The organism is Janthinobacterium sp. JF4, assembly GCF_059617925.1.
The window spans coordinates 1-18,838 of the sequence record NZ_JCAQAV010000062.1; the positions used below are offsets into that span (position 1 = coordinate 1).

Genomic DNA, 18,838 nt, shown 5'->3' on the forward strand with positions numbered 1-18,838 from the left:
TCGATAGCGGACGCACCCAGTCGGTGATGTTCGGCATCGCCATGCCGCTCAGGTAATCACGTAGTCAGGCGCGCCATGATCGCCGGCCCGGAGTCAATCCGGTCCGGCGATTTTTTTGTCCGCGCGCCGTCACAGCGTCCACGGATGGTCTTCGGCGCCGGCGACAATGCCGCCCAGCACGGCCTGGTCGCGTTCGGCATGGCTCTGGCGCAGGAAGACGGGCAGGTCCGCTGCCAGGCGGGCGAAACGGGCATTGCGGCACAGGGGGCCGGCGCCCAGCGCGCGCGTGGCCAGGTGCAGGACCAGGGTGGCGGCATCTTCCGCTGCCAGACGCAGGCGCAGCGCCAGGCCCATGGCGTCGCGCTGCGGCTGTGCGTCGATCTCGGCGGCGCCTTCGCGCAGCAGGGCGCCCACGGCGCGCAGCGCGCAGTCGATTTGCCCCAGTTGCGCCAGGCGGACACGGTCGGGGGCGGCGTGCTGCGCGCGCGCATGCAGGTGGCTGGCGACGGCGCAGGCCGCGCCATACCAGGCGGCCGCGATGCCGGCGCCGCCATGCCAGAAGCCCGGGCGGGCCAGATACGCGCCCGGCGCGCCCACGGGAAAGGCGCGCGCGGCGGAAAAGGTCACGTCGACGCTGGCGCAGGCGAGCATGCCGACGGCTTGCCAGCCTTCGTCCGTGACGCGCACGCCGGGCTGCGACAGGGGCACGCAGGCGAGGCACGCCTGGTTAGCGTCGTTCCAGCAGCTGATCAATGCATGGCTGAGGCCATTCGCCCCGGTACACCAGGCCTTGCGTCCGTCGAGCACATGGTGGCCATCGGCCATCTGCCGCAGCTTGACGCGGGTCCCCGGCATGTCCGCGCACCAGACGCCCCAGCCGGCGCCGGCCGGCACGCTGGGGCCGCCGATTTCCGCCAGGATGGCCAGCGCATCGGTATGGCCTTCATACAGCTTGAGCAGGGAGAGGTCGACGGCGGCGATGGCGGCCAGCATTTGCCAGCGCCGCAGGGTGGCGCCGTGGCCGGGCAGGGGCAGCTGGTCCAGTCCCCCGTCGCGCAAGCGCCGCAAGCCTTCGATGGGGTGAAAAGCGCTGTCCTGTGGCTGCAGCAGAGCCTCCAGTGCAGCGCCGGAAGGCAGGGAGAAAGCGGTGGGTGGCATGGCAAGCTCCTGTTTTTCAACAGGATAGCCTGTTGCTTTCGCCATGTCTGTTCGATTTTGCACATACACTCACGAACGGACGCGAGGCCATGCAACTGCAGGGCCATGGGCCCCCGCAGCCAGACCCGTACCTATTTTTTTACATACAGCATGTCGGGCACATAACTGGTGCCGTTATGCGAGAAGGTGTAGAGGGTGTTGTCGCGCAATAGAACGCCACCTTTGATGGTTTCCGCCGGGCGCATGCCTTCGTCGAGGAGGCAGCTGGAGCCCCCTTCATATTCGATGCACCATTGCTGTTTGCCATCTTTCTTTACGTATTGCACGCCAGGCCCCGTGACGTTGAAGCTATAGGCGGGTAATGACAGGCTCAGCTTGTCGATGCGCACATTGGTCGGGGCACCATTTTCCGTCAGTTTGACCAGAACGTCGGCCACGCCATCCGGCGTCGCGCTGATCTTCGCGGTCATGCTTTCCGTCCCCAGCAAGGCGCCGCCGCAGCCGGCCTTGAGATAGGTTTCGGTGGTGGCGGTGAGTTCCATCGCGCCGCTGCCATCGGCCTTGGCTGCGACGACCATGATCTCGCGCTCATGGTCGTCGCATGGCGCTTGCCAGGTGCCGACGTAGGAGGCCAGCGTCGAGCCAGCATCACTGCCGCCACCGCCACCGCCACCGCCACCGCCGCAGCCTGCCAGCAGTGTGGTGCCCGATGTCAATACTATTGCCACAATTTTTTTCATGCCCCATCCTTTTATGCCGGCAAGCATGCGTGCCGTAGGCGCGGCAACAGTATAAAAGGATGGATGGGTGGCAATTCTCACCGAATGTATTCGTGATTTGATTTAAATCAAGAGCAACGCGCTACCGGCAGGCATGGCCTGCTTAAAACTCTTCCCAGTCATCACCGGCTGGCGCCTTGGCTTGCGTTTTTTCCGCGGGCGCCGGTTTGATCGAGGCGAGGCGCTTGCCTGGCGGCGCCGCCTTGACGGCTGGCGGCGTGCGCGGCGTTGCCACCGTCTTCACTGCCGGCGCCGCCGCTTGTTGCTGTGCGCCCAGCTTGAACACGCTGACCACCTCGGCCAGATGGCTGGCCTGGTCTTGCAGGCTTTCGGCGGCCGCTGCCGCTTCCTCGACGAGGGCCGCGTTTTGCTGCGTCACGCCATCCATCTGCGCCAGCGCCTGATTGACCTGGGTGATGCCGTCGCTTTGCTCGGTGGTGGCGACGCTGATGTCGGCCATGATGGCAGTGACCTTGCGCACGCTGTCGACCACTTGCTCCATGGTGGCGCCCGCTTCATCGACGAGCTTGCTGCCGGCGGCCACCTTGCCGACGGAATCGTCGATCAGCAGCTTGATTTCCTTGGCTGCCGCCGCCGAGCGCTGCGCCAGGTTGCGCACCTCGGTCGCCACGACGGCGAAGCCGCGGCCCTGTTCGCCCGCGCGCGCCGCTTCCACGGCCGCGTTCAGGGCCAGGATATTCGTCTGGAAGGCGATGCCGTCGATGACGCTGATGATGTCGACGATCTTGTTCGACGAGTCATTGATCGACGTCATGGTTTCGATCACCTTGCCCACCACTTCGCCGCTCTTTTGCGCCACGCTGGACGCCGACGCGGCCAATTGATTCGCCTGGCGCGCATGGTCGGCGTTTTCCTTGACGGTGCCCGTCAGCTCTTCCACCGAGGCGGCCGTTTCTTCCAGCGAACTGGCTTGCTGCTCCGTGCGGGCCGACAGGTCATTATTGCCTTGCGCAATTTCCGCGCTGGCACGCGCCACGTTGTCTGCGCTGGCTTGCACTTGCAGCAGCACGGCGTGGATCTTTTCCACGAAGGCGTTGAAGCCCTTGCCAATCACGGCCAGCTCGTCGGTGCCCTTGACTTCCAGCTTGACGCGCAGGTCGGCGTCGCCGCTCGACAGGTCCGTCATGGTGCGGCCCAGGGTGCGCAGGGGGCGCGTCAGCTGGTTGACGACGAGGATCAGGATGCCGGCCGTGGCCGCCGCGCACAGCAGGGCGACGATCAGGGTGTAGATCATCAGGTCGCGCGCCGAGGCCGTGGCCACGCTTTTCGGGAAGTTCAGTTCCACGCTCCACGGCGCGATATCGGGGTGGATCTGCAGCGGCTGCAGCAGGTGGATGTAGCCTTTGTCGTCCTCGTATTCATACGCCTGGCCCTGGCGCACTTTTTCCAGGCCGGCGGCCGGCACGTCGTCCGCCTTTTTGCCCAGCCGTTCAGGCGCGGGATGGCTGGCGTACAGGCCGCCGTTCGAGATCAGGGCCAGCTTGCCGCCCTCGATCACTTTCAGGCCGGCCAGGATCTTCGCCAGGCGCGTGAGCATGAAGTCGGCGCTGGCCGTGCCCTTGAAGCCGCCATCGATCATGATGGGGGCCACCAGCGAGGCCATCAATACATCCTTGCCATCGACGGGGTAGATGTATGGTTCCGTAAAGTAGGTCTTGCCGGTACGCTTGGGCACGTCATACCAGTCGTTGGCGCCCGGTTTCGGGTCGAAGACGATGGGTTCGACTTGCAGCTTGCCGCCGGCGCCCCGCGTCCAGTAGGGCATGAAGCGGCCGCTGGCGTCATAGTTTGGTTTCTGGTTGGCAAATTCTGCATCCTTGCCGTCGAGCGCGTCCGGTTCCCACGTCACGGCTGCGCCCAGCAAGTCTTCCGAACTGGTCAGCGTCGCCTTGGTCAGTTCATTGATCTGATCGCGCTGCAGGGGCAGGCTGGCGCTTTTGGTGCCGCGCATGGCGCCGGCCAGGCTGGAAACGCTGGCCAGGTTGCTGGCGATGCGTGCCTGCAGTGCTCCCGCCACTTCGCGCGCCGACGTGCGCGCCAGTTCCAAAGCGGCCGCTTCGGCGCTGGCGCTGCTCTTGTAGCCGATCACCGCCGCCGTGACGCCCAGGCTGAGGATGGCGAGCGCGGTAGCGGCGACGCAGATTTTAATGTTGAGTGAGAGTTGCATGAGGCTATTCCTTGGTCGGGAGGGGTATCGGTGTCTTGGGCGCAGCGCGGGTGGCGCGCCTAGAACGTCTTGCTGATGGCTAGCACGAAGGTGGTTGCGGCCGGGTTCGAAGTGTCGACCTGGCCAGCCCCATTCGGGATGCCCAGGGTGTAATGGTCGTAGGCGTCGGTGGCGCCCCAGGCGCGCGTCACGGCGCCACTCAGGCTCCAGCCGCCATCGAAGGCCCTGGTGACGCCCACCTTGGCGTCGCGCCAGTTCCACATGGCATTGCCCGTGCCCGCCACCCGGCCATTGCCGGCGTGCAGGTTCAAGGTCCAGGCATTGCCCAGGTCAACATTCGCGCCCACGTCCAGGTAACCGGTGCCGCGCGCATTCGTGATGCCGAAAAAGTCGCGCGTGACGGTATGGTTGTACTTGGCGTACAGCATCTTGTAGCTCAGGCCCAGCGACAGTTCGCCATAGTCGTACTTGACGCCCGTGGCGCGGTAGACGGCGCCCGGATACTTGTAGTAATACGCCAGCACGCTGTAGCCCAGTTCGCCCACCGTGCCGCTGTAGCCGCCGTACAGGTCCCATTCGACGGTCGCATCCTCGATATAGCGGTCGCTGACGGTGGACGCCCAGGTGCCCAGCGACCAGCCGCTGGGGTGCGCGTAGTCAACGCCCGCTTGCAGGGCCGGCTTGCCCCAGGTCTGGCGAAAGCCGCGCGAAATGTACTGCGAGGTGAGGCTGGCATTGGCGCTGAAGGTGGCGGCAGGGCTGTCCGTGGTCTGGGCCTGCACGGGCAGGGCGGCCAGCAGGAAGATGCAGCCCAGCAAGGATGTTGCAGGAAAATGGCGGTTCGATGGCATGGCAGTCGGCTCCGTATTTGCTGGCAGCGGCCGTCCAGGCACGTTGCCCTGATGGTTGCGATAAAAATGCGGAATGGACTTTGCGCAAGCAAGGCGACGCCGTCTGCATGCTCGCCTGAACATGCACACATTCTCACCAAACGTAACTGAAAGGATAGGGGCTAGGGCTAGTGGAAGTCAATAAAGTTGCGCTAGGGAAATCGTAAGTTGTTGTTTCCTGGCACTTTTTCATGCGCCTGTCACATTCCAGGCCTGCCCCTGCTGGCTGCCTGTTGCAAGCTGGCCAGCAGGCCGGGCAGGGCTGCATGCAGGGCAGGCAGGTCGCCAGCATCTAGCTCGGCTTGCGCTTCCACGCGGCCCGATGGCTGGCCCCAGACGACCTGTGCGCTCAGCCGGGCGTTGGCGTCGAGCCCCGTGACACTGACCAGCAGGGCGACTTCTTCCGGGGCATCGTCGGGCACTTCGGACACGTCTGCGAGCAGGCAGGAAATGCCGAAATGATAATCCTGGAAGGCGCTGGCCGTGCCGCTGGAAAAGGCGAACACGGAAGCGAGCACCTGTGGCGCGGCGGCCGCGAGTGGCGGCAGAGCGGCGCGGAACAGGGGCAGCAAGTCGTTTTCCAGCTGGCGCACCAGCGGGTGGGTGTGGCTGAGGACGGTCATGTGCGGACGAAAGGAGTGGCGGCGCGCGATGGTAGCAGTTTTTGCCGCTGCCGTGCGCATGCATTGGTCCTACCAATGGCCTCAATCGTCGTCGCTGGTGACGCGCGTGCGCACGAAATCGATGTGGCCTTGCATGGCCGTGCGCGCCTCCTCCGGCTGGCTGGCGCAGATGGCCTCGCACAGGGTGCGGTGCTGCGACAGCAGGTGCAGCGAGGTGGCCTCGTCCTGCTGGCGCAAGCCCGTGCCATTGATGGTGATGTGTTCGCGCAGCATGCCGATGATGCTGGTGTGCAAATGCAGGAACATGGTGTTGTGCGACGCCTGCGCGATGACTTCATGCAGCCGTGCATCGGCCTGCGCCTCGCCGTGCTTGTCGTCGCTGGCGCGCGCCTGTTCCAGTTCAGCCAGCAGCGCCATGATCTGCGCGCGCTCGTCCCCGCTGGCCCGCTGCGCCGCAAAATAGGCCGTCGCTCCTTCCAGCACGCGGCGAAATTCCAGGATGTCGTCGCGCAGGGCGGGGTGGTCGGCCACCAGCTGGCTCCACGGCGAGGCCATGCCGGTGCGCAGCTGATCCGTCACGAACACGCCCGCGCCGCGCCGGCTGCGCACCAGTCCCCGCGCCGCCAGCCGCTGCACCGCTTCGCGCACGGTATTGCGCGAGACCCCATATTGCAGCGCCAGCAGGCGTTCGGCCGGCAACTGCGCGCCCGCCGGCAAGCTGCCGTCCAGCAGGGCCGTCTCCAGCCTGCGCATCACCATCTCGACCCTGCCCCGCGTTTGCATGCCTGTCGCCATCGCTGTCTCCCGGTGTTGTTTTAAAGTGGTCCGAGCAATTTGAAGTGGCTTGCGGAAGCTGGAATTATGCGTGAACCAGTCATTCTTAACAACATACAGCGGCGCCGCAGCAACACACAGAGCGCCGGGGAGACACACTCATGCAGCCAGACCCGCGCCAGCCACGCCGCTATCCACCCGCACCGCTCCAGGTGTACCTGTTCGCCACCTGCCTGGTCGACCTGTTCGTGCCGCAGGCGGGACTCGACGCGGTGCGCCTGCTGGAGCGGGAAGGCTTGCTGGTGCATTATCCGCGCGGCCAGAGCTGCTGCGGCCAGCCCGCCTACAGCAGCGGCAATCCGGAACAGGCGCGCGCCGTGGCCCGCGCCCAGCTCGACCTGTTTGCGCAGCCGTGGCCCGTGATCGCGCCATCCGGCTCGTGCGCCGGCATGATGCGCCACCACTGGCCGCAGCTGTTCCACGACGATCCCGTGGCCGGCCCCAAGGCGGTCGAATTGGCCGAACGCGTGTATGAACTGAGCGAATTTCTCGTCTGCGTGCTGAAACTCAACCTGGCCGGCCTGGCCCTGGCTGGCCCAGGGCAGGCGGAGGAAAACGTGGTGCTGCATACCTCGTGCGGGGCGCGCCGCGAGATGGGCACGCGGGTGCATGGCGTGGCCTTGCTCGACGCCCTGCCCGGCGTGACGCGCATCGAACACCAGCGCGAATCGGAATGCTGCGGCTTCGGCGGCACGTTTTCATTGAAACACCCGGATATTTCCGGCGCCATGGTCAGCGACAAGATCGCCTCGGCGTGCGCCACGGGCTGCGACCGACTCGTCTCGGCCGACTGCGGCTGCCTGCTCAATATCGGCCACGCCGCGCAGCACCAGGGCGCGCCGCTGCCCGTCGAGCACCTGGCCAGCTTCTTGTGGCGCCGCACGGGAGGTGCGCCATGAGTACGGCATGGACCGCCCGCGAACGCATGCTGGGGCGCCTGCGCGCCGCCGCGCCCTCCGCGCCCGACGCGGTGGGAGTCATCGATATGGCCATCGACCAGCACTACCTGGCGCGCCGCGCCGCAGCGCCGCTGTCACCACGGGACAGGATAGCCGCCATGCAGGCCGCCCTGCGCGCCGCGCACGCGGAAGTCGACTGCGTGACTGGAGCTGCCTGGCCCGTCCTGCTGGCGCAGCGCCTCGGTGCGCACGGCGTGCGCCGTTTGCTGCTCGATGCCGACAGCCGGGAAGGACTGGCCTTGCGCGCCGCCTTGCCAGCTGGCGTGGAAACGCTGTCCTTCGAGCGTCCGCTGGCGCAGTGGAAGGGCGAATTGTTCGACACGGTCGATGCCGGTTTCACCGTCGCCCGTTCGGGCATCGCCGCCAGCGGCACCCTGGTCATCGCGCCCGACGCGGCCACGCCGCGCACGGTGTCGCTGGCGCCGCCGCTGCACATCTGCCTCGTGTATGCCAGTACCGTGCATGCGGACTTGCATGCGGCGGCGCGCGCCGAGCGCTGGGCCGACGGCATGCCGGCCAACCTGGTACTGGTGTCGGGCCCCTCGAAAACGTCCGATATCCAGCAAACCCTGGCCTATGGCGCGCACGGGCCGCGCTGGCTGTGGGTGCTGATCGTCGATGATCTGTCAGCCCATGAAGGAGGCCAGCCATGAACGCCAAGCCCCTGCAATTCGTCAAACCGGCGGATTTTCACGCGCGTGCCCGCGCCGCGCTGGACGACCCGAAGCTGCGCCAGAGCTTTCGCGGCGCCATGGATTTTTTACAGGACAAGCGCAGCGCCCAGTTCCCCGACGGCGACGAACTGGAACGCCTGCGCGACATCGGCGAAGCCGTGCGCCAGCACGCGCTGGCGCGCCTGCCCGATTTGCTGGTGCAGCTGGAAGACAGGCTGACGGCGGCCGGCGTGCAGGTGCACTGGGCCGAGGATGGAGAACAGGCCAACGCCATCATCCACGCCATCGCGGAGAGGAACCAGGCGACGCGCTTCATCAAGGGCAAGTCGATGGCCAGCGAGGAAATCGAGCTCAATCACTACCTGGAAGCGCGCGGCATGACGTGCCTGGAGTCGGACATGGGCGAATACATCGTGCAGCTGGCCGGCGAAAAGCCGTCGCACATCGTCATGCCGGCCATCCACAAGACGAAGGCCGATATCGCCGGCCTGTTCGCCGAGCATATTCCCGATGCGCCCTACACGGAAGACGTCGACAGCCTGATCCAGACGGGGCGGCGCGCCCTGCGCCAGGCGTTTGTCGAGGCGGACATCGGCCTGTCGGGCGTGAACTTCGCGGCGGCCGACACGGGCACCCTGTGGCTGGTGGAAAACGAGGGCAATGGCCGCTTGACGACGTCCGTGCCGGAGATCCACATCGCCATCATGGGCATGGAAAAGGTGGTGGCCAAGCTCGAACATATCGTCCCGCTGGCCAGCCTCTTGACGCGCTCGGCCACAGGGCAGGCCATCACCACGTATTTCAACCTGATTTCCGGTCCGCGTCGCGCAGGTGAACAGGATGGGCCGCGCGAAGTGCACCTGGTCTTGCTCGACAACGGCCGCAGTCAGGCCTACGCCGACGAGCAGCTGCGCGCCACCCTGCAATGCATCCGCTGCGGCGCCTGCATGAACCACTGTCCCGTCTATACGCGCATCGGCGGCCACGCCTACGGCACCACGTATCCTGGGCCGATCGGCAAGATCATTTCGCCCCACTTGCTGGGGCTGGACGCGACGGCCGACCTGGCCACGGCGTCGAGCCTGTGCGGCGCCTGCGGCGAAGTGTGCCCCGTGCGCATCCCGATCCCGCAACTGCTGGTGCGCCTGCGCACGGAGGCGAACCGCAATCCGCATGAGGAAGTGATGCATCCGCTGCGCGGGCAGGGCGCCAAGTTCAGCCGCGGCGAAAGCCTGATCTGGCGTTTCTGGAGCGGCGCCTTTGCGCGCCCCGCCAGCTACCGTTTGTTCCGCTGGGCCGCCACGCGGCTGCGGCTGCTGACGCCGCGCGCGCAACTGGGCTGGACGCAGCACCGCAAGCCGTTGACGCCGGCGCCGCGCAGCCTGGCCGACCTGCTCAATGCACGCGGGCAGGAAGAATAAACAGGCCCCGCTCAAGCATAAAAACACGCTACACAAAAAATACATCAACAGCCGTTTTTTTTTCATTAACAGCATCCACCGGAGGAGACCCGACATGCAAACCTGGACCCAACTTTATACACCGCTCGGCAGCCTGTGGCTGTCGTCGCTGGCGGCAGCCGTTCCCATCATTTTCTTCTTCATCGCGCTGGCGGCACTGCGCATCAAGGGCCACGTGGCGGCCGCCGTCACCCTGGCGCTGGCGCTGGCCGTCGCCATCTTCGCGTACGGCATGCCCGTGCCGCAGGCGCTGGCGGCGGCCGGCTACGGTTTTGCCTACGGCTTGTGGCCGATCGCGTGGATCATCGTCACGGCCGTCTTCCTGTACAAGATCGTCGTGAAGACGGGGCAGATCGAGATCATCCGCGCCTCCGTGCTGTCGGTGACGGACGACCAGCGCCTGCAGGTGCTCTTGATCGGCTTTGCCTTCGGCGCCTTCCTGGAAGGGGCGGCCGGTTTCGGCGCGCCCGTGGCGATCACCTCGGCCCTGCTGGTGGGACTGGGCTTCAACCCCCTGTATGCGGCGGGCCTGTGCCTGATCGCCAATACGGCGCCGGTGGCCTTTGGCGCCATGGGTATTCCCATCATCGTGGCGGGCCAGGTGACGGGCATCGACCCGTTCCTGATCGGCGCCATGGCGGGCCGCCAGCTGCCGCTGCTGTCGCTGGCCGTACCGTTCTGGCTGGTCTTCATGATGGATGGTGTGCGTGGCGTGCGCGAAGTGTGGCCGGCCGCGCTGGTGACGGGTTTCAGCTTTGCCGTCACCCAGTACTTTACGTCGAACCACATCGGCCCTGAACTGCCGGACATCACCTCGGCCCTCGTCAGCCTGGTGTCGCTGACCCTGTTCCTGAAAGTGTGGCAGCCGAAGAATGCCAAGGTGGTCAACGCCGTTGGCGGCGGCGCCGCAGCGCTGTCCGGCTTTGGCGGTGGCGCAGGCAGTGTGGACCTGCGCGGCAGCGGTAGCCGCGCTGCCTCGCCCTATACGCTGGCGCAAACGGCACGCGCCTGGGCGCCGTTCGGCCTGCTGACGGCCATCGTCACCGTGTGGAGCCTGCCCGGCTTCAAGTCCCTGTTCGCCGCCGGCGGCGCCTTGTCAAGCCTGGTCGTCAAGATCCACGTGCCATACCTCGATAAACTGGTGATCAAGACGATGCCCATCGTGGCGGAGCCGAAGGCGTATGACGCCGTCTTCAAGCTCGACCTGCTGTCGGCCGTGGGCACGGCGATTTTGCTGACGGCCGCGCTGTCGATGTGGATGCTGCGCATGAAGCCGCGCGATGGCATCAAGGCGTTCGTGGAAACCGTGGTGGAATTGCGCCGTCCCGTGCTGTCGATCGGCCTGGTGCTGGCGTTTGCCTTCGTTGCCAACTATTCTGGCATGTCGTCCACCCTGGCCTTGCTGCTGGCCGGCAGCGGCGCCGCCTTCCCGTTCTTCTCGCCGTTCCTGGGCTGGCTGGGGGTGTTCCTGACGGGTTCCGACACGTCGTCGAATGCCTTGTTCTGCTCCCTGCAAAACACCACGGCACACCAGATCGGCGTGTCCGACACCTTGCTGGTGGCGGCCAATACGACGGGCGGCGTGACGGGCAAGATGATTTCACCCCAGTCGATCGCCGTCGCCTGCGCCGCCACTGGCCTGGTGGGCAAGGAATCGGACCTGTTCCGCTTTACCTTGAAGCACAGCCTGCTGTTTGCCGTGATCATCGGCATCATCACCATGTTGCAGGCGTACGTGTTCACCGGCATGATCCCGCACTGAGCAGTCCGTAGAAGTACGTAGTAAAACTAGATGAAATGATAGTAAAACGTGCAGAAGGTCATGAAAATGACCTGATGCACTGCAACATGGCGATCCTTCCCGGCGCCATGCCGGGCGGCCGCTTGTTGCCGCATACCCATCCGGTGCTCAAGCGCGAGGCGAGCAGGATGGGGCTGGCTATGGTCTTGCTGGTACTGCTTGCTTCCGGATCAGGATATTAACGGCTCAGACCGCTCATCCAGCTAGGCTGCGGGTTGGCGCGGGCCAGTTCGCGCATGCGGTATTCCAGATCGTAGCGGTCGGTCGATTCGGCCAGGTAGGCTTCTTCGTAAGCGCGTTCGCGGCGGTCGCTGCTGTGGTTCAGCCAGGCGCCAACGCGTTTGGCGGCGTGAACCAAGGTGGCGACGATATTGCTGTTTTGCGTGGTGTGGTAAGTAAATGCGGTAGACATGGCAGACTCCTTGTGTGGCGTGCCGCGTTGTGCTGCACTGCAATATAAGTATAGCGATTCCAAGTTATAAGGCTACTTTTGATTTCAAATGTCAGCTATTCATTTTTCAAATAACGGGCGGGAAAGCTGCGCAATACGGGGCTTTAAGGCATAATGCCGGCGCAGTATCGTAGTTTTACTACATGACTGTTTTGTCCTGGATGTTGTTTTCAGACGCAGCCCGCAAGTGTGCCGCGCCCACAAGACATCGTTCTGACGAGAAATGGTCGGCCATGCGCCTGCCGCGCGCGCGACACGCCATGCCTGCCCCCGTATCGCTGATGGCAGTCATGGCCCACGCTGATATCTTGGAATTGAAAAATGGAGAAGGTATGGAATACGTAAAGCAAGGCCAGGGCGTACCGTCCGCACAGGCCGGCACGCAAAACAATACAGGCGCCCTGATCATCGTCACGGTGCTGTTTTTCATGTGGGGACTGCTGACCTCGCTCAATGATGTGCTGATTCCCCATCTGCGCTCGATCTACACCTTGACGTATGTCCAGGCGATGCTGGTGCAGTTCTGCTTCTTTGGCGCCTACGCCATCGTCTCGCTGCCGGCCGGCATGCTGATCAAGAAGATCGGCTACCAGCGCGGCGTCGTCGCCGGTTTGCTGATCGCGGCCGCCGGCTGCGCCATGTTCTACCCGGCGTCTACCGGCAGCTATGCGCTGTTCCTCTTGTCCTTCTTCATCCTGGCGGCCGGCATCACCGTGCTGCAGGTGGCGGCCAATCCGTACGTGACGGAACTGGGCGACCCGCAGACGGCGTCGAGCCGCCTGACCCTGACGCAAGCGTTCAACGCGCTGGGCACCACCGTGGCGCCGGCCCTGGGCGGCATGCTGATCTTGTCGGGCACCGTGCTGACGGTGCAGCAGTTCGACCTGTTGCCGGCAGCCGAGCAACTGGCTTACCGCGCCAAGGAAGCGGCCTCCGTGCAAGGCCCGTACCTGGTCCTGGCCGCCACGCTGGTGATCCTGGCCGTGCTGTTTGCGCTGGCAAAATTGCCGAAGATTTCGCATGCCGACGATGCGGCCGCCCTGGCGCAGGATGGCCACAAGGTCTCGATCTGGTCGCACCGCCACCTGGTGCTGGGCGCGCTGGCCATCTTCCTGTACGTGGGCGGTGAAGTCAGCATCGGCAGCTTCCTGATCAACTTCCTGGGCGAGAGCCATATCGCGGGCCTCAGCCACGCCGACGCCGCGTATTTCGTCAGCTATTACTGGGGTGGCGCCATGCTGGGCCGCTTCGTCGGCTTTGCCGTGATGCGCTATGTCAGCCCGGGCAAGACGCTGGCCTTCAACGCCGCCGTCGTCATCGCGCTGATCCTCGTCGCCGTGTTCTCCAGCGGTCACACGGCCATGTGGGCATTGATCGCCGTCGGCCTGTTCAACTCCATCATGTTCCCGACCATCTTCAGCATGGCCCTGAACAAGCTGGGCGCGCAAACGGGACAAGGTTCCGGCATCCTGTGCATGGCCATCGTCGGCGGCGCCATCGTGCCATTCATCCAGGGTTTCCTGGCCGACCACATCAACCTGCAGCTGTCCTTCCTCGTACCGGCCCTGTGCTACACCTTCATTCTGTACTTCGGCTGGAAGTACGCCAGCATGTACAACGACGACGCCGCCAAATAAGCCGCGCTGTCGCGATCAATCCAAAGGGTGGCCTCGGCCACCCTTTTTTACATCAGTGGGCGAACGGCGTGCCCAGCACGTCCTGGCATACCTCGAGCCAGGCGCGCGCCGCATGCGACAGGTAGCGCCCGCTCCAGACATGCGCCACCTGCCACGCCACCTCCGGTTCGACGATGCGCACCGCTTCCAACGGTTCGCCGGCCAGGCGGTGGATGAAGGGCTCGGGCAGCAGGGCCACGCCCAGGCCGGCCGAGGCCATCGCCACCAGCCAGTCCCATTGTCCGCTCTGGGCCGCAATCGCCGGCGTGAAGCCGGCCTGCGCGAAATGCTGGCGCAGGCTGCGCGTGAGGGCGAAATCATCTTTCAATAACACCAGCGGCAGGTCGGCCAGCGCCTTGAAGGGCAGTGTCGTGCGTTTTTTCTGAAACGTGCCCGGTTCGGCCAGGGCCCAGATCGGGTAGCTGGCGATGGTGACTGCCACGAGGTCCAGTTCCGGGTCGGCCGGCAGTACCGTCATGCCGATTTCCAGCTCGCCCCCCGCCACCTGGCGCTCGATCTGCTGGCCCGTGTCTTCCTGCAGGGTCAGGCTGATGTTGGGATGGCGTGCGCGGAAGGCCTTCAAGACGGGCGTGAACAGCACATTGATCATGGGCGGGATGCCGACCGTCAGGCTGCCGCGCTGCAAGGCCTGGGTGTCGCGCACTTCCAGGGTCAGCTGGCGCATATTGGCCAGCATCTCCTGGCCGTGCTGATAGACGATGCGGCCCGTGTCCGTCAGGGTCAGCTTGCGTCCATCGCGCACCAGCAGCTGTGCGCCCACCTCGTCTTCCAGCTGGCGCACCATCTTGCTGATGGTCGATTGGGTCAGGTGCAGCGATTCTGCCGCCTGCGTAAAGCTCGACAGGCGCACGGTTTCGACGAAATAGCGCAGGGAACGGATATCCAAGAGGGGGCTCGGCGTTGGCAAGGCATGAAAATATCGACTGGATGTGACGAAATTAATTCATGCCATGCATGTAGTCGGGATTTTATACTGAATCCACTTATGGGGTTGGTGTATGACAGCCATCCAGTTTGAGAATATTAAGAATATCAGGAGCATCACGATGTACGAGGACCGTATCCGCCACCCAGGCTTGCTCAGCAAAATCATGAGCGCCGATGAGGCAGCCAAATTGTTCCACAACGGCATGCGTGTCGGCATGAGCGGGTTCACCCGTGCCGGCGACGCCAAGGCCCTGCCGCGCGCGCTGGCCGAGCGCGCCCTGCAAGATCCGCTCAGCCTGACCCTGATCACGGGCGCGTCGCTGGGCAATGGCAGCGACGGCCTGATGGCCGAGGCGGGCGTGCTGGCGCGCCGCATGCCGTTCCAGGTCGACCCTGTGCTGCGCGGCAAGATCAACAACGGTGAAGTCATGTTCATCGACCAGCATCTGTCGGAAACGGCCGAGCAGCTGCGCTCGGGCAACCTGGCCGCCGTCGACATCGCCGTCATCGAGGCGACGGCCATCACGGCCGCCGGCGCCATCATCCCGACCATGTCGGTGGGGAATTCCGCCGCTTTCGCCCAGCAGGCCACGCAAGTCATCATCGAAATCAACCTGTCCACGCCGCTGGCGCTGGAAGGCTTGCACGACATCTATATTCCGCAAACTCTGCCGGGGCGTGAGCCGATACCGCTCACGCGCGTGGACCAGCGCCTGGGCAGCACGGCCATCGCCATCGACCCGGCCCGCATCGCCGCCATCGTCATCACGGACAGCCCCGACAGCCCGTCGAACGCCTTGCCGCCCGATGCGGAAACGCAGGCGATCGCCGGCCACGTGATCGCCTTTCTCGAAGGCGAAGTGGCGGCCGGGCGCATGGGCCCGGAACTGCTGCCGCTGCAGGCGGGCATCGGCACCATCGCCAATGCCGTGCTGCATGGCCTGATCGGTTCGCCCTTCCAGAACATGACGATGTATTCGGAAGTGCTGCAGGACAGCGCCATTGAGCTGCTCGATTCGGGCCAGCTGGCGTTTGCCTCGGCCTCGTCGATCACCCTGTCGGCCGCCGTGCACCAAAAGCTGATGGACAATATCGACCATTACCGCTCGAAGATCGTGCTGCGCCCGCAAGAGATCAGCAACCATCCGGAAATCGTGCGCCGCCTGGGCATCATCGCCCTGAACACGGCGCTGGAATTCGATATCTACGGCAACGTCAATTCCACGCACGTGTGCGGCACGCACATGATGAACGGCATCGGCGGTTCGGGCGACTTTGCGCGCAACGGGCAAGTGTCGATGTTCGTGTCGAAATCGGCGGCCAAGGGCGGGCGTATTTCCAGCGTCGTGCCGATGGTCTCGCACGTGGACCACACGGAGCATGACGTCGACGTGCTGGTGACGGAATGGGGTTATGCAGACTTGCGCGGCCTGGCGCCGCGCGAACGGGCGCCGTTGATTATCGAGCGCTGCACGCATCCCGATTACCGCGATCAGCTGCGCGCGTATTACGACGCGGCATGCCTGCGCGGCGGCCACACGCCGCACCTCCTGGAACAGGCGCTGTCGTGGCATACGCGCTACCAGGAAACGCAGAGCATGCTGGCAGCGCAGTAAGCTTCGTTCACATCAAGACAGGGCAGGGCGGTGCAGCACCGCGCCTGCCCTTTTTTACACCGGTGTCGAATGGTGTTGTCAGGCGCCCGGCGCAAAGCGCAGGCGGATGCCTTGCGTGACGACAGCGAGCAAGTCGTCGATATGCGCGTGCATTTCCGGGTGCGGCGTCCACGGGTCGCCCGCATCCATGACGATGCGCAGCGACACGAGGCCGTGCAGCGATTGCCAGAAGATCTGCGTCATCGTGTGCAGCGCCGGCTCGTCCTGGCGCACCTGGCCCGTTTGCGCCAGCTCGCCGAACAGGTGCAGCGCATAGGCGTACGGGTCCTGCTCGATATTGCCATGTTCGACTTCGACGGCATCGATTTCCGCATGCGGACGCAGCTCCATGAAGATCAGCGAATACTCGTCGGGATGCTGGAAGCCGTACTCGATGTAGGCGCGGCCGACCAGGGCGATGCGCTGCCACGGGTCATCGCTGGTGGCGCAGGCCGTGCGCATGGCGCGCACCAGTTCCAGCAAGTCCTTGTCCATGGCCTGGGCGATCAGGGTGGCCTTGTCGCGGAACAGGGCGTACACGACGGTGGTGGAAAAGCCGGCCGCCTCAGCCACCTTGCGGATGGAGACGGCGCGCGCGCCTCCTTTCTTGATGAGATCTTTGACGACGTCGATGATGTGCTCGCGCCGCGCCTGAGCCTCGCGTAACTTTCTTTCCTGGATGTTAGTTAACTTCTTGTCCACGACTCTTTCCTGGCGACTCTATGAAAGCAGGAATTATAGGGGGGCGGCCGGGCGCCAATGTGTCAGCCACTGTTACAAATCAGTTTTTTGTCCGGTAGATGCAACAGCTGACCGATTTTTCGCGTTTTTGCCCCGCACTTTTCCATCGATGCCCCGGATTGGTGCATAAATTGCCTGGCCAGGCTTTGCGAACGGGGCCAAAGGGCGGAAAATAGCGGGATAGCTTACACTGCGTTTAGCACAACGGCGCCAGCCCACGAGGCGACGCCGGAACACTTACATTCGGACGGGATCATTACATGACCATTAAAATCAGCCAGAACTTCGACTCGGGCGCCATCGAGGTGGTAAGCGCCACCAGTGCCGGCGCCATCGACCTGAACTTGCGCAAGGATAGCCACGCCGACATCCACCAGTGGTTCCACTTCCGCCTGCAGGGCGCGCGCGGCCAGGCATGCACGCTGCGTTTCCTGAACGCGGGCCAGGCCACCTATCCGGCCGGCTATGAGGACTACCAGGCCGTGGCCAGCTACGACAGCGAAAACTGGTTCCGCGTGCCGACCTCATTCGACGGCCAGGTCATGACGATTTCGCACACGCCGGAACTCGACAGCGTGTACTACGCCTACTTCGAGCCGTATTCGTGGGAGCGCCACCTGCGCCTGCTGGGCGAAGTGGCCGAGCATCCGCTGGCGCGCGTGTCCGACCTGGGCAGTACGGTCGACGGCCGCGACATGAACATGGTCACCATCGGCAACCCGCAGGCGGAAAGGAAAATCTGGGTCATCGCGCGCCAGCATCCGGGCGAATCGATGGCCGAATGGTTCGTCGAAGGCCTGATCGACTCGCTGCTCGACGACGCCAACCCGATCGCGCGCAAACTGCTGCAGCGCGCCGTGTTCCACATCGTGCCGAACATGAATCCGGACGGCTCCATCCGCGGCAACCTGCGCACGAATGCGGCCGGCGCCAACCTGAACCGCGAATGGATGACGCCATCGCTGGAAAACAGCCCGGAAGTGCTGTGCGTGAAAAACAAGATCCACGAAACGGGCGTCGACATGTTCTTCGACATCCACGGCGATGAAGCGCTGCCGTACAACTTCGTGGCCGGCAATGAAATGCTGGAGAACTTCACGCCGGCCCAGGCGGCGCACCAGAAGGCCTTCATCGAGCGCTACAAGCAGGCCAGCCCCGATTTCCAGGACAAGTTCGGCTATGCGGCCAGCAAGTACAAGTCGGACATGCTGACCCTGGCGTCGAAATACGTCGGCCACCACTTCGGCTGCCTGGCGCTGACCCTGGAAATGCCGTTCAAGGAAAACGACGACCTGCCCGATCCGGCCGTGGGCTGGAACGGCGCGCGCAGCGCGGCCTTGGGCGCGGCCATGCTGCAGCCTATCCTGCTGTCTCTCGATTGAACGGCGTTGATCATGGGCGTCGAGATCGAGCGTAAATTCCTGTTGCAAGGCGACGCCTGGCGCGGCCTGGGGCAGGCGGTATTGCTGCGCCAGGGCTATCTGTCGTCCGCGCGCGAGCGCGTGGTGCGCGTGCGCATCGAGGGCGAACAGGCGATGCTGACCATCAAGGGCGCGAACGTGGGCGCGACGCGCGGCGAGTGGGAGTATCCGATTCCGCTGGCCGACGCCGTCGAACTGCTCGACGGCCTGTGCGAACAGCCGTTGATCGAAAAGGTCCGCCATCGCATCGAACACGCGGGCATGGTGTGGGAAGTCGACGAGTTCCTGGGCGCGAATGCTGGTTTGATCGTGGCCGAGATTGAACTGGCTTCGGAAGAGCAGCCCTTCGAGAAACCCGAGTGGATCGGCGCGGAAGTGTCGGGCGATGCGCGTTACTACAACGCGAACCTGATCCGCCACCCGTTTTCACAGTGGTGACGGTGGATTACTGACGTGGCAATGAAAAAGGCGGAACCTCGGTTCCGCCTTTTTTGCATGCGCTGGTGGTGCTGTCGGATTACGCGCTGCGCGCTAATCCGACCTTGTATTATTCCTCTCATGCGGTTGGTGGTGTTGCGAA

18 protein-coding genes are annotated in these 18,838 nt (G+C 64.4%); 9 read left to right on the forward strand and 9 right to left on the reverse strand.

Going from position 1 to position 18,838, the window contains the following annotated elements:
* Nucleotides 1–129: 129 nt before the first annotated feature.
* The 6 genes from AC54AF_RS25720 to AC54AF_RS25745 all read right to left on the reverse strand — a co-directional run bounded on the left by AC54AF_RS25720 (nucleotide 130) and on the right by AC54AF_RS25745 (nucleotide 6,433).
* Complete coding sequence (locus AC54AF_RS25720; RefSeq protein ID WP_496638832.1) at nucleotides 130–1,158, reverse strand: acyl-CoA dehydrogenase family protein; 1,029 nt, start codon at nucleotides 1,156–1,158, stop codon at nucleotides 130–132.
* 131 nt (nucleotides 1,159–1,289) lie between these two features.
* On the reverse strand, nucleotides 1,290–1,898 hold the full coding sequence (locus AC54AF_RS25725) for a hypothetical protein (RefSeq protein ID WP_496638833.1): 609 nt from the start codon (nucleotides 1,896–1,898) through the stop codon (nucleotides 1,290–1,292).
* 142 nt (nucleotides 1,899–2,040) lie between these two features.
* Nucleotides 2,041–4,125: a methyl-accepting chemotaxis protein gene (locus AC54AF_RS25730; RefSeq protein WP_496638834.1), complete on the reverse strand. Its 2,085-nt coding sequence runs from the start codon at nucleotides 4,123–4,125 to the stop codon at nucleotides 2,041–2,043.
* A 59-nt stretch (nucleotides 4,126–4,184) separates the two neighbouring features.
* On the reverse strand, nucleotides 4,185–4,976 hold the full coding sequence (locus AC54AF_RS25735; RefSeq protein ID WP_496638835.1) for a TorF family putative porin: 792 nt from the start codon (nucleotides 4,974–4,976) through the stop codon (nucleotides 4,185–4,187).
* Nucleotides 4,977–5,215: 239 nt separating this feature from the next.
* Entirely contained in the window at nucleotides 5,216–5,638 is a 423-nt protein-coding gene (locus tag AC54AF_RS25740) for a hypothetical protein (RefSeq protein ID WP_496638836.1), read from the reverse strand.
* A gap of 81 nt (nucleotides 5,639–5,719) precedes the next feature.
* Nucleotides 5,720–6,433, reverse strand: coding sequence for a FadR/GntR family transcriptional regulator (locus tag AC54AF_RS25745; protein WP_496638837.1), 714 nt, complete (start codon nucleotides 6,431–6,433; stop codon nucleotides 5,720–5,722).
* 140 nt (nucleotides 6,434–6,573) lie between these two features.
* Between AC54AF_RS25745 and AC54AF_RS25750 the strand changes: the two genes are divergently transcribed.
* The 5 genes from AC54AF_RS25750 (at nucleotide 6,574) to AC54AF_RS25770 (ending at nucleotide 11,548) form a co-directional block, all read left to right on the forward strand.
* Complete coding sequence (locus tag AC54AF_RS25750) at nucleotides 6,574–7,371, forward strand: (Fe-S)-binding protein (protein WP_496638838.1); 798 nt, start codon at nucleotides 6,574–6,576, stop codon at nucleotides 7,369–7,371.
* Entirely contained in the window at nucleotides 7,368–8,084 is a 717-nt protein-coding gene (locus AC54AF_RS25755; protein WP_496638839.1) for a LutC/YkgG family protein, read from the forward strand. The genes AC54AF_RS25750 and AC54AF_RS25755 overlap by 4 nt, the downstream gene beginning before the upstream one ends.
* Complete coding sequence (locus tag AC54AF_RS25760; RefSeq protein ID WP_496638840.1) at nucleotides 8,081–9,526, forward strand: LutB/LldF family L-lactate oxidation iron-sulfur protein; 1,446 nt, start codon at nucleotides 8,081–8,083, stop codon at nucleotides 9,524–9,526. Before AC54AF_RS25755 ends, AC54AF_RS25760 begins: the two co-directional genes overlap by 4 nt.
* A 94-nt stretch (nucleotides 9,527–9,620) precedes the next feature.
* Entirely contained in the window at nucleotides 9,621–11,327 is a 1,707-nt protein-coding gene (locus AC54AF_RS25765; protein WP_496638841.1) for a lactate permease LctP family transporter, read from the forward strand.
* Nucleotides 11,328–11,362: 35 nt separating this feature from the next.
* A complete protein-coding gene (locus tag AC54AF_RS25770; protein WP_496638842.1) occupies nucleotides 11,363–11,548 on the forward strand; it encodes a hypothetical protein in 186 nt (61 codons plus the stop codon).
* On the opposite strand, the gene AC54AF_RS25775 is transcribed toward AC54AF_RS25770, so the two are convergent.
* Nucleotides 11,545–11,778: a DUF3563 family protein gene (locus tag AC54AF_RS25775; RefSeq protein WP_131688218.1), complete on the reverse strand. Its 234-nt coding sequence runs from the start codon at nucleotides 11,776–11,778 to the stop codon at nucleotides 11,545–11,547. The two genes, AC54AF_RS25770 and AC54AF_RS25775, sit on opposite strands and share 4 nt — an antisense overlap.
* Nucleotides 11,779–12,149: 371 nt before the next feature.
* On the opposite strand from AC54AF_RS25775, the gene fucP reads away from it, so the two are divergent.
* Nucleotides 12,150–13,454, forward strand: a complete 1,305-nt coding sequence (gene fucP, locus AC54AF_RS25780; protein WP_131688216.1) for an L-fucose:H+ symporter permease — start codon at nucleotides 12,150–12,152, stop codon at nucleotides 13,452–13,454.
* Nucleotides 13,455–13,506: 52 nt separating this feature from the next.
* Here the strand turns inward: fucP and AC54AF_RS25785 are convergent, their stop codons facing one another.
* Nucleotides 13,507–14,400: a LysR substrate-binding domain-containing protein gene (locus tag AC54AF_RS25785; RefSeq protein ID WP_496638843.1), complete on the reverse strand. Its 894-nt coding sequence runs from the start codon at nucleotides 14,398–14,400 to the stop codon at nucleotides 13,507–13,509.
* Between the two features lie 160 nt (nucleotides 14,401–14,560).
* On the opposite strand from AC54AF_RS25785, the gene scpC reads away from it, so the two are divergent.
* Nucleotides 14,561–16,057, forward strand: coding sequence for a succinyl-CoA:acetate CoA-transferase ScpC (gene scpC, locus AC54AF_RS25790; protein WP_496638844.1), 1,497 nt, complete (start codon nucleotides 14,561–14,563; stop codon nucleotides 16,055–16,057).
* 78 nt (nucleotides 16,058–16,135) lie between these two features.
* On the opposite strand, the gene AC54AF_RS25795 is transcribed toward scpC, so the two are convergent.
* On the reverse strand, nucleotides 16,136–16,798 hold the full coding sequence (locus AC54AF_RS25795) for a TetR/AcrR family transcriptional regulator (RefSeq protein ID WP_496638845.1): 663 nt from the start codon (nucleotides 16,796–16,798) through the stop codon (nucleotides 16,136–16,138).
* Nucleotides 16,799–17,097: 299 nt separating this feature from the next.
* Here AC54AF_RS25795 and AC54AF_RS25800 point away from each other — a divergent pair, with 299 nt between their 5' ends.
* Together AC54AF_RS25800 and AC54AF_RS25805 are read left to right on the forward strand one after the other, a co-directional pair.
* Nucleotides 17,098–18,219, forward strand: a complete 1,122-nt coding sequence (locus tag AC54AF_RS25800; RefSeq protein ID WP_496638846.1) for a M14 family metallopeptidase — start codon at nucleotides 17,098–17,100, stop codon at nucleotides 18,217–18,219.
* Nucleotides 18,220–18,231: 12 nt separating this feature from the next.
* Nucleotides 18,232–18,696 (forward strand): CYTH domain-containing protein, encoded by a 465-nt coding sequence (locus AC54AF_RS25805; RefSeq protein WP_496638847.1) that lies wholly within the window; start codon nucleotides 18,232–18,234, stop codon nucleotides 18,694–18,696.
* Nucleotides 18,697–18,838: the final 142 nt, after the last annotated feature.

Excerpts from the sequence above, each read along its gene's own strand:
- AC54AF_RS25805 (WP_496638847.1), top strand. The coding sequence starts at position 18,232 with ATGGGCGTCGAGATCGAGCGTAAATTCCTGTTGCAAGGCGACGCCTGG.
- AC54AF_RS25760 (WP_496638840.1), top strand. The coding sequence starts at position 8,081 with ATGAACGCCAAGCCCCTGCAATTCGTCAAACCGGCGGATTTTCACGCG.
- AC54AF_RS25740 (WP_496638836.1), bottom strand. The coding sequence starts at position 5,638 with ATGACCGTCCTCAGCCACACCCACCCGCTGGTGCGCCAGCTGGAAAAC.
- AC54AF_RS25765 (WP_496638841.1), top strand. The coding sequence starts at position 9,621 with ATGCAAACCTGGACCCAACTTTATACACCGCTCGGCAGCCTGTGGCTG.
- AC54AF_RS25770 (WP_496638842.1), top strand. The coding sequence starts at position 11,363 with ATGATAGTAAAACGTGCAGAAGGTCATGAAAATGACCTGATGCACTGC.
- AC54AF_RS25745 (WP_496638837.1), bottom strand. The coding sequence starts at position 6,433 with ATGGCGACAGGCATGCAAACGCGGGGCAGGGTCGAGATGGTGATGCGC.
- fucP (WP_131688216.1), top strand. The coding sequence starts at position 12,150 with ATGGAATACGTAAAGCAAGGCCAGGGCGTACCGTCCGCACAGGCCGGC.
- AC54AF_RS25725 (WP_496638833.1), bottom strand. The coding sequence starts at position 1,898 with ATGAAAAAAATTGTGGCAATAGTATTGACATCGGGCACCACACTGCTG.
- AC54AF_RS25720 (WP_496638832.1), bottom strand. The coding sequence starts at position 1,158 with ATGCCACCCACCGCTTTCTCCCTGCCTTCCGGCGCTGCACTGGAGGCT.
- AC54AF_RS25755 (WP_496638839.1), top strand. The coding sequence starts at position 7,368 with ATGAGTACGGCATGGACCGCCCGCGAACGCATGCTGGGGCGCCTGCGC.
- AC54AF_RS25775 (WP_131688218.1), bottom strand. The coding sequence starts at position 11,778 with ATGTCTACCGCATTTACTTACCACACCACGCAAAACAGCAATATCGTC.
- AC54AF_RS25750 (WP_496638838.1), top strand. The coding sequence starts at position 6,574 with ATGCAGCCAGACCCGCGCCAGCCACGCCGCTATCCACCCGCACCGCTC.
- AC54AF_RS25800 (WP_496638846.1), top strand. The coding sequence starts at position 17,098 with ATGACCATTAAAATCAGCCAGAACTTCGACTCGGGCGCCATCGAGGTG.
- scpC (WP_496638844.1), top strand. The coding sequence starts at position 14,561 with ATGTACGAGGACCGTATCCGCCACCCAGGCTTGCTCAGCAAAATCATG.
- AC54AF_RS25730 (WP_496638834.1), bottom strand. The coding sequence starts at position 4,125 with ATGCAACTCTCACTCAACATTAAAATCTGCGTCGCCGCTACCGCGCTC.
- AC54AF_RS25735 (WP_496638835.1), bottom strand. The coding sequence starts at position 4,976 with ATGCCATCGAACCGCCATTTTCCTGCAACATCCTTGCTGGGCTGCATC.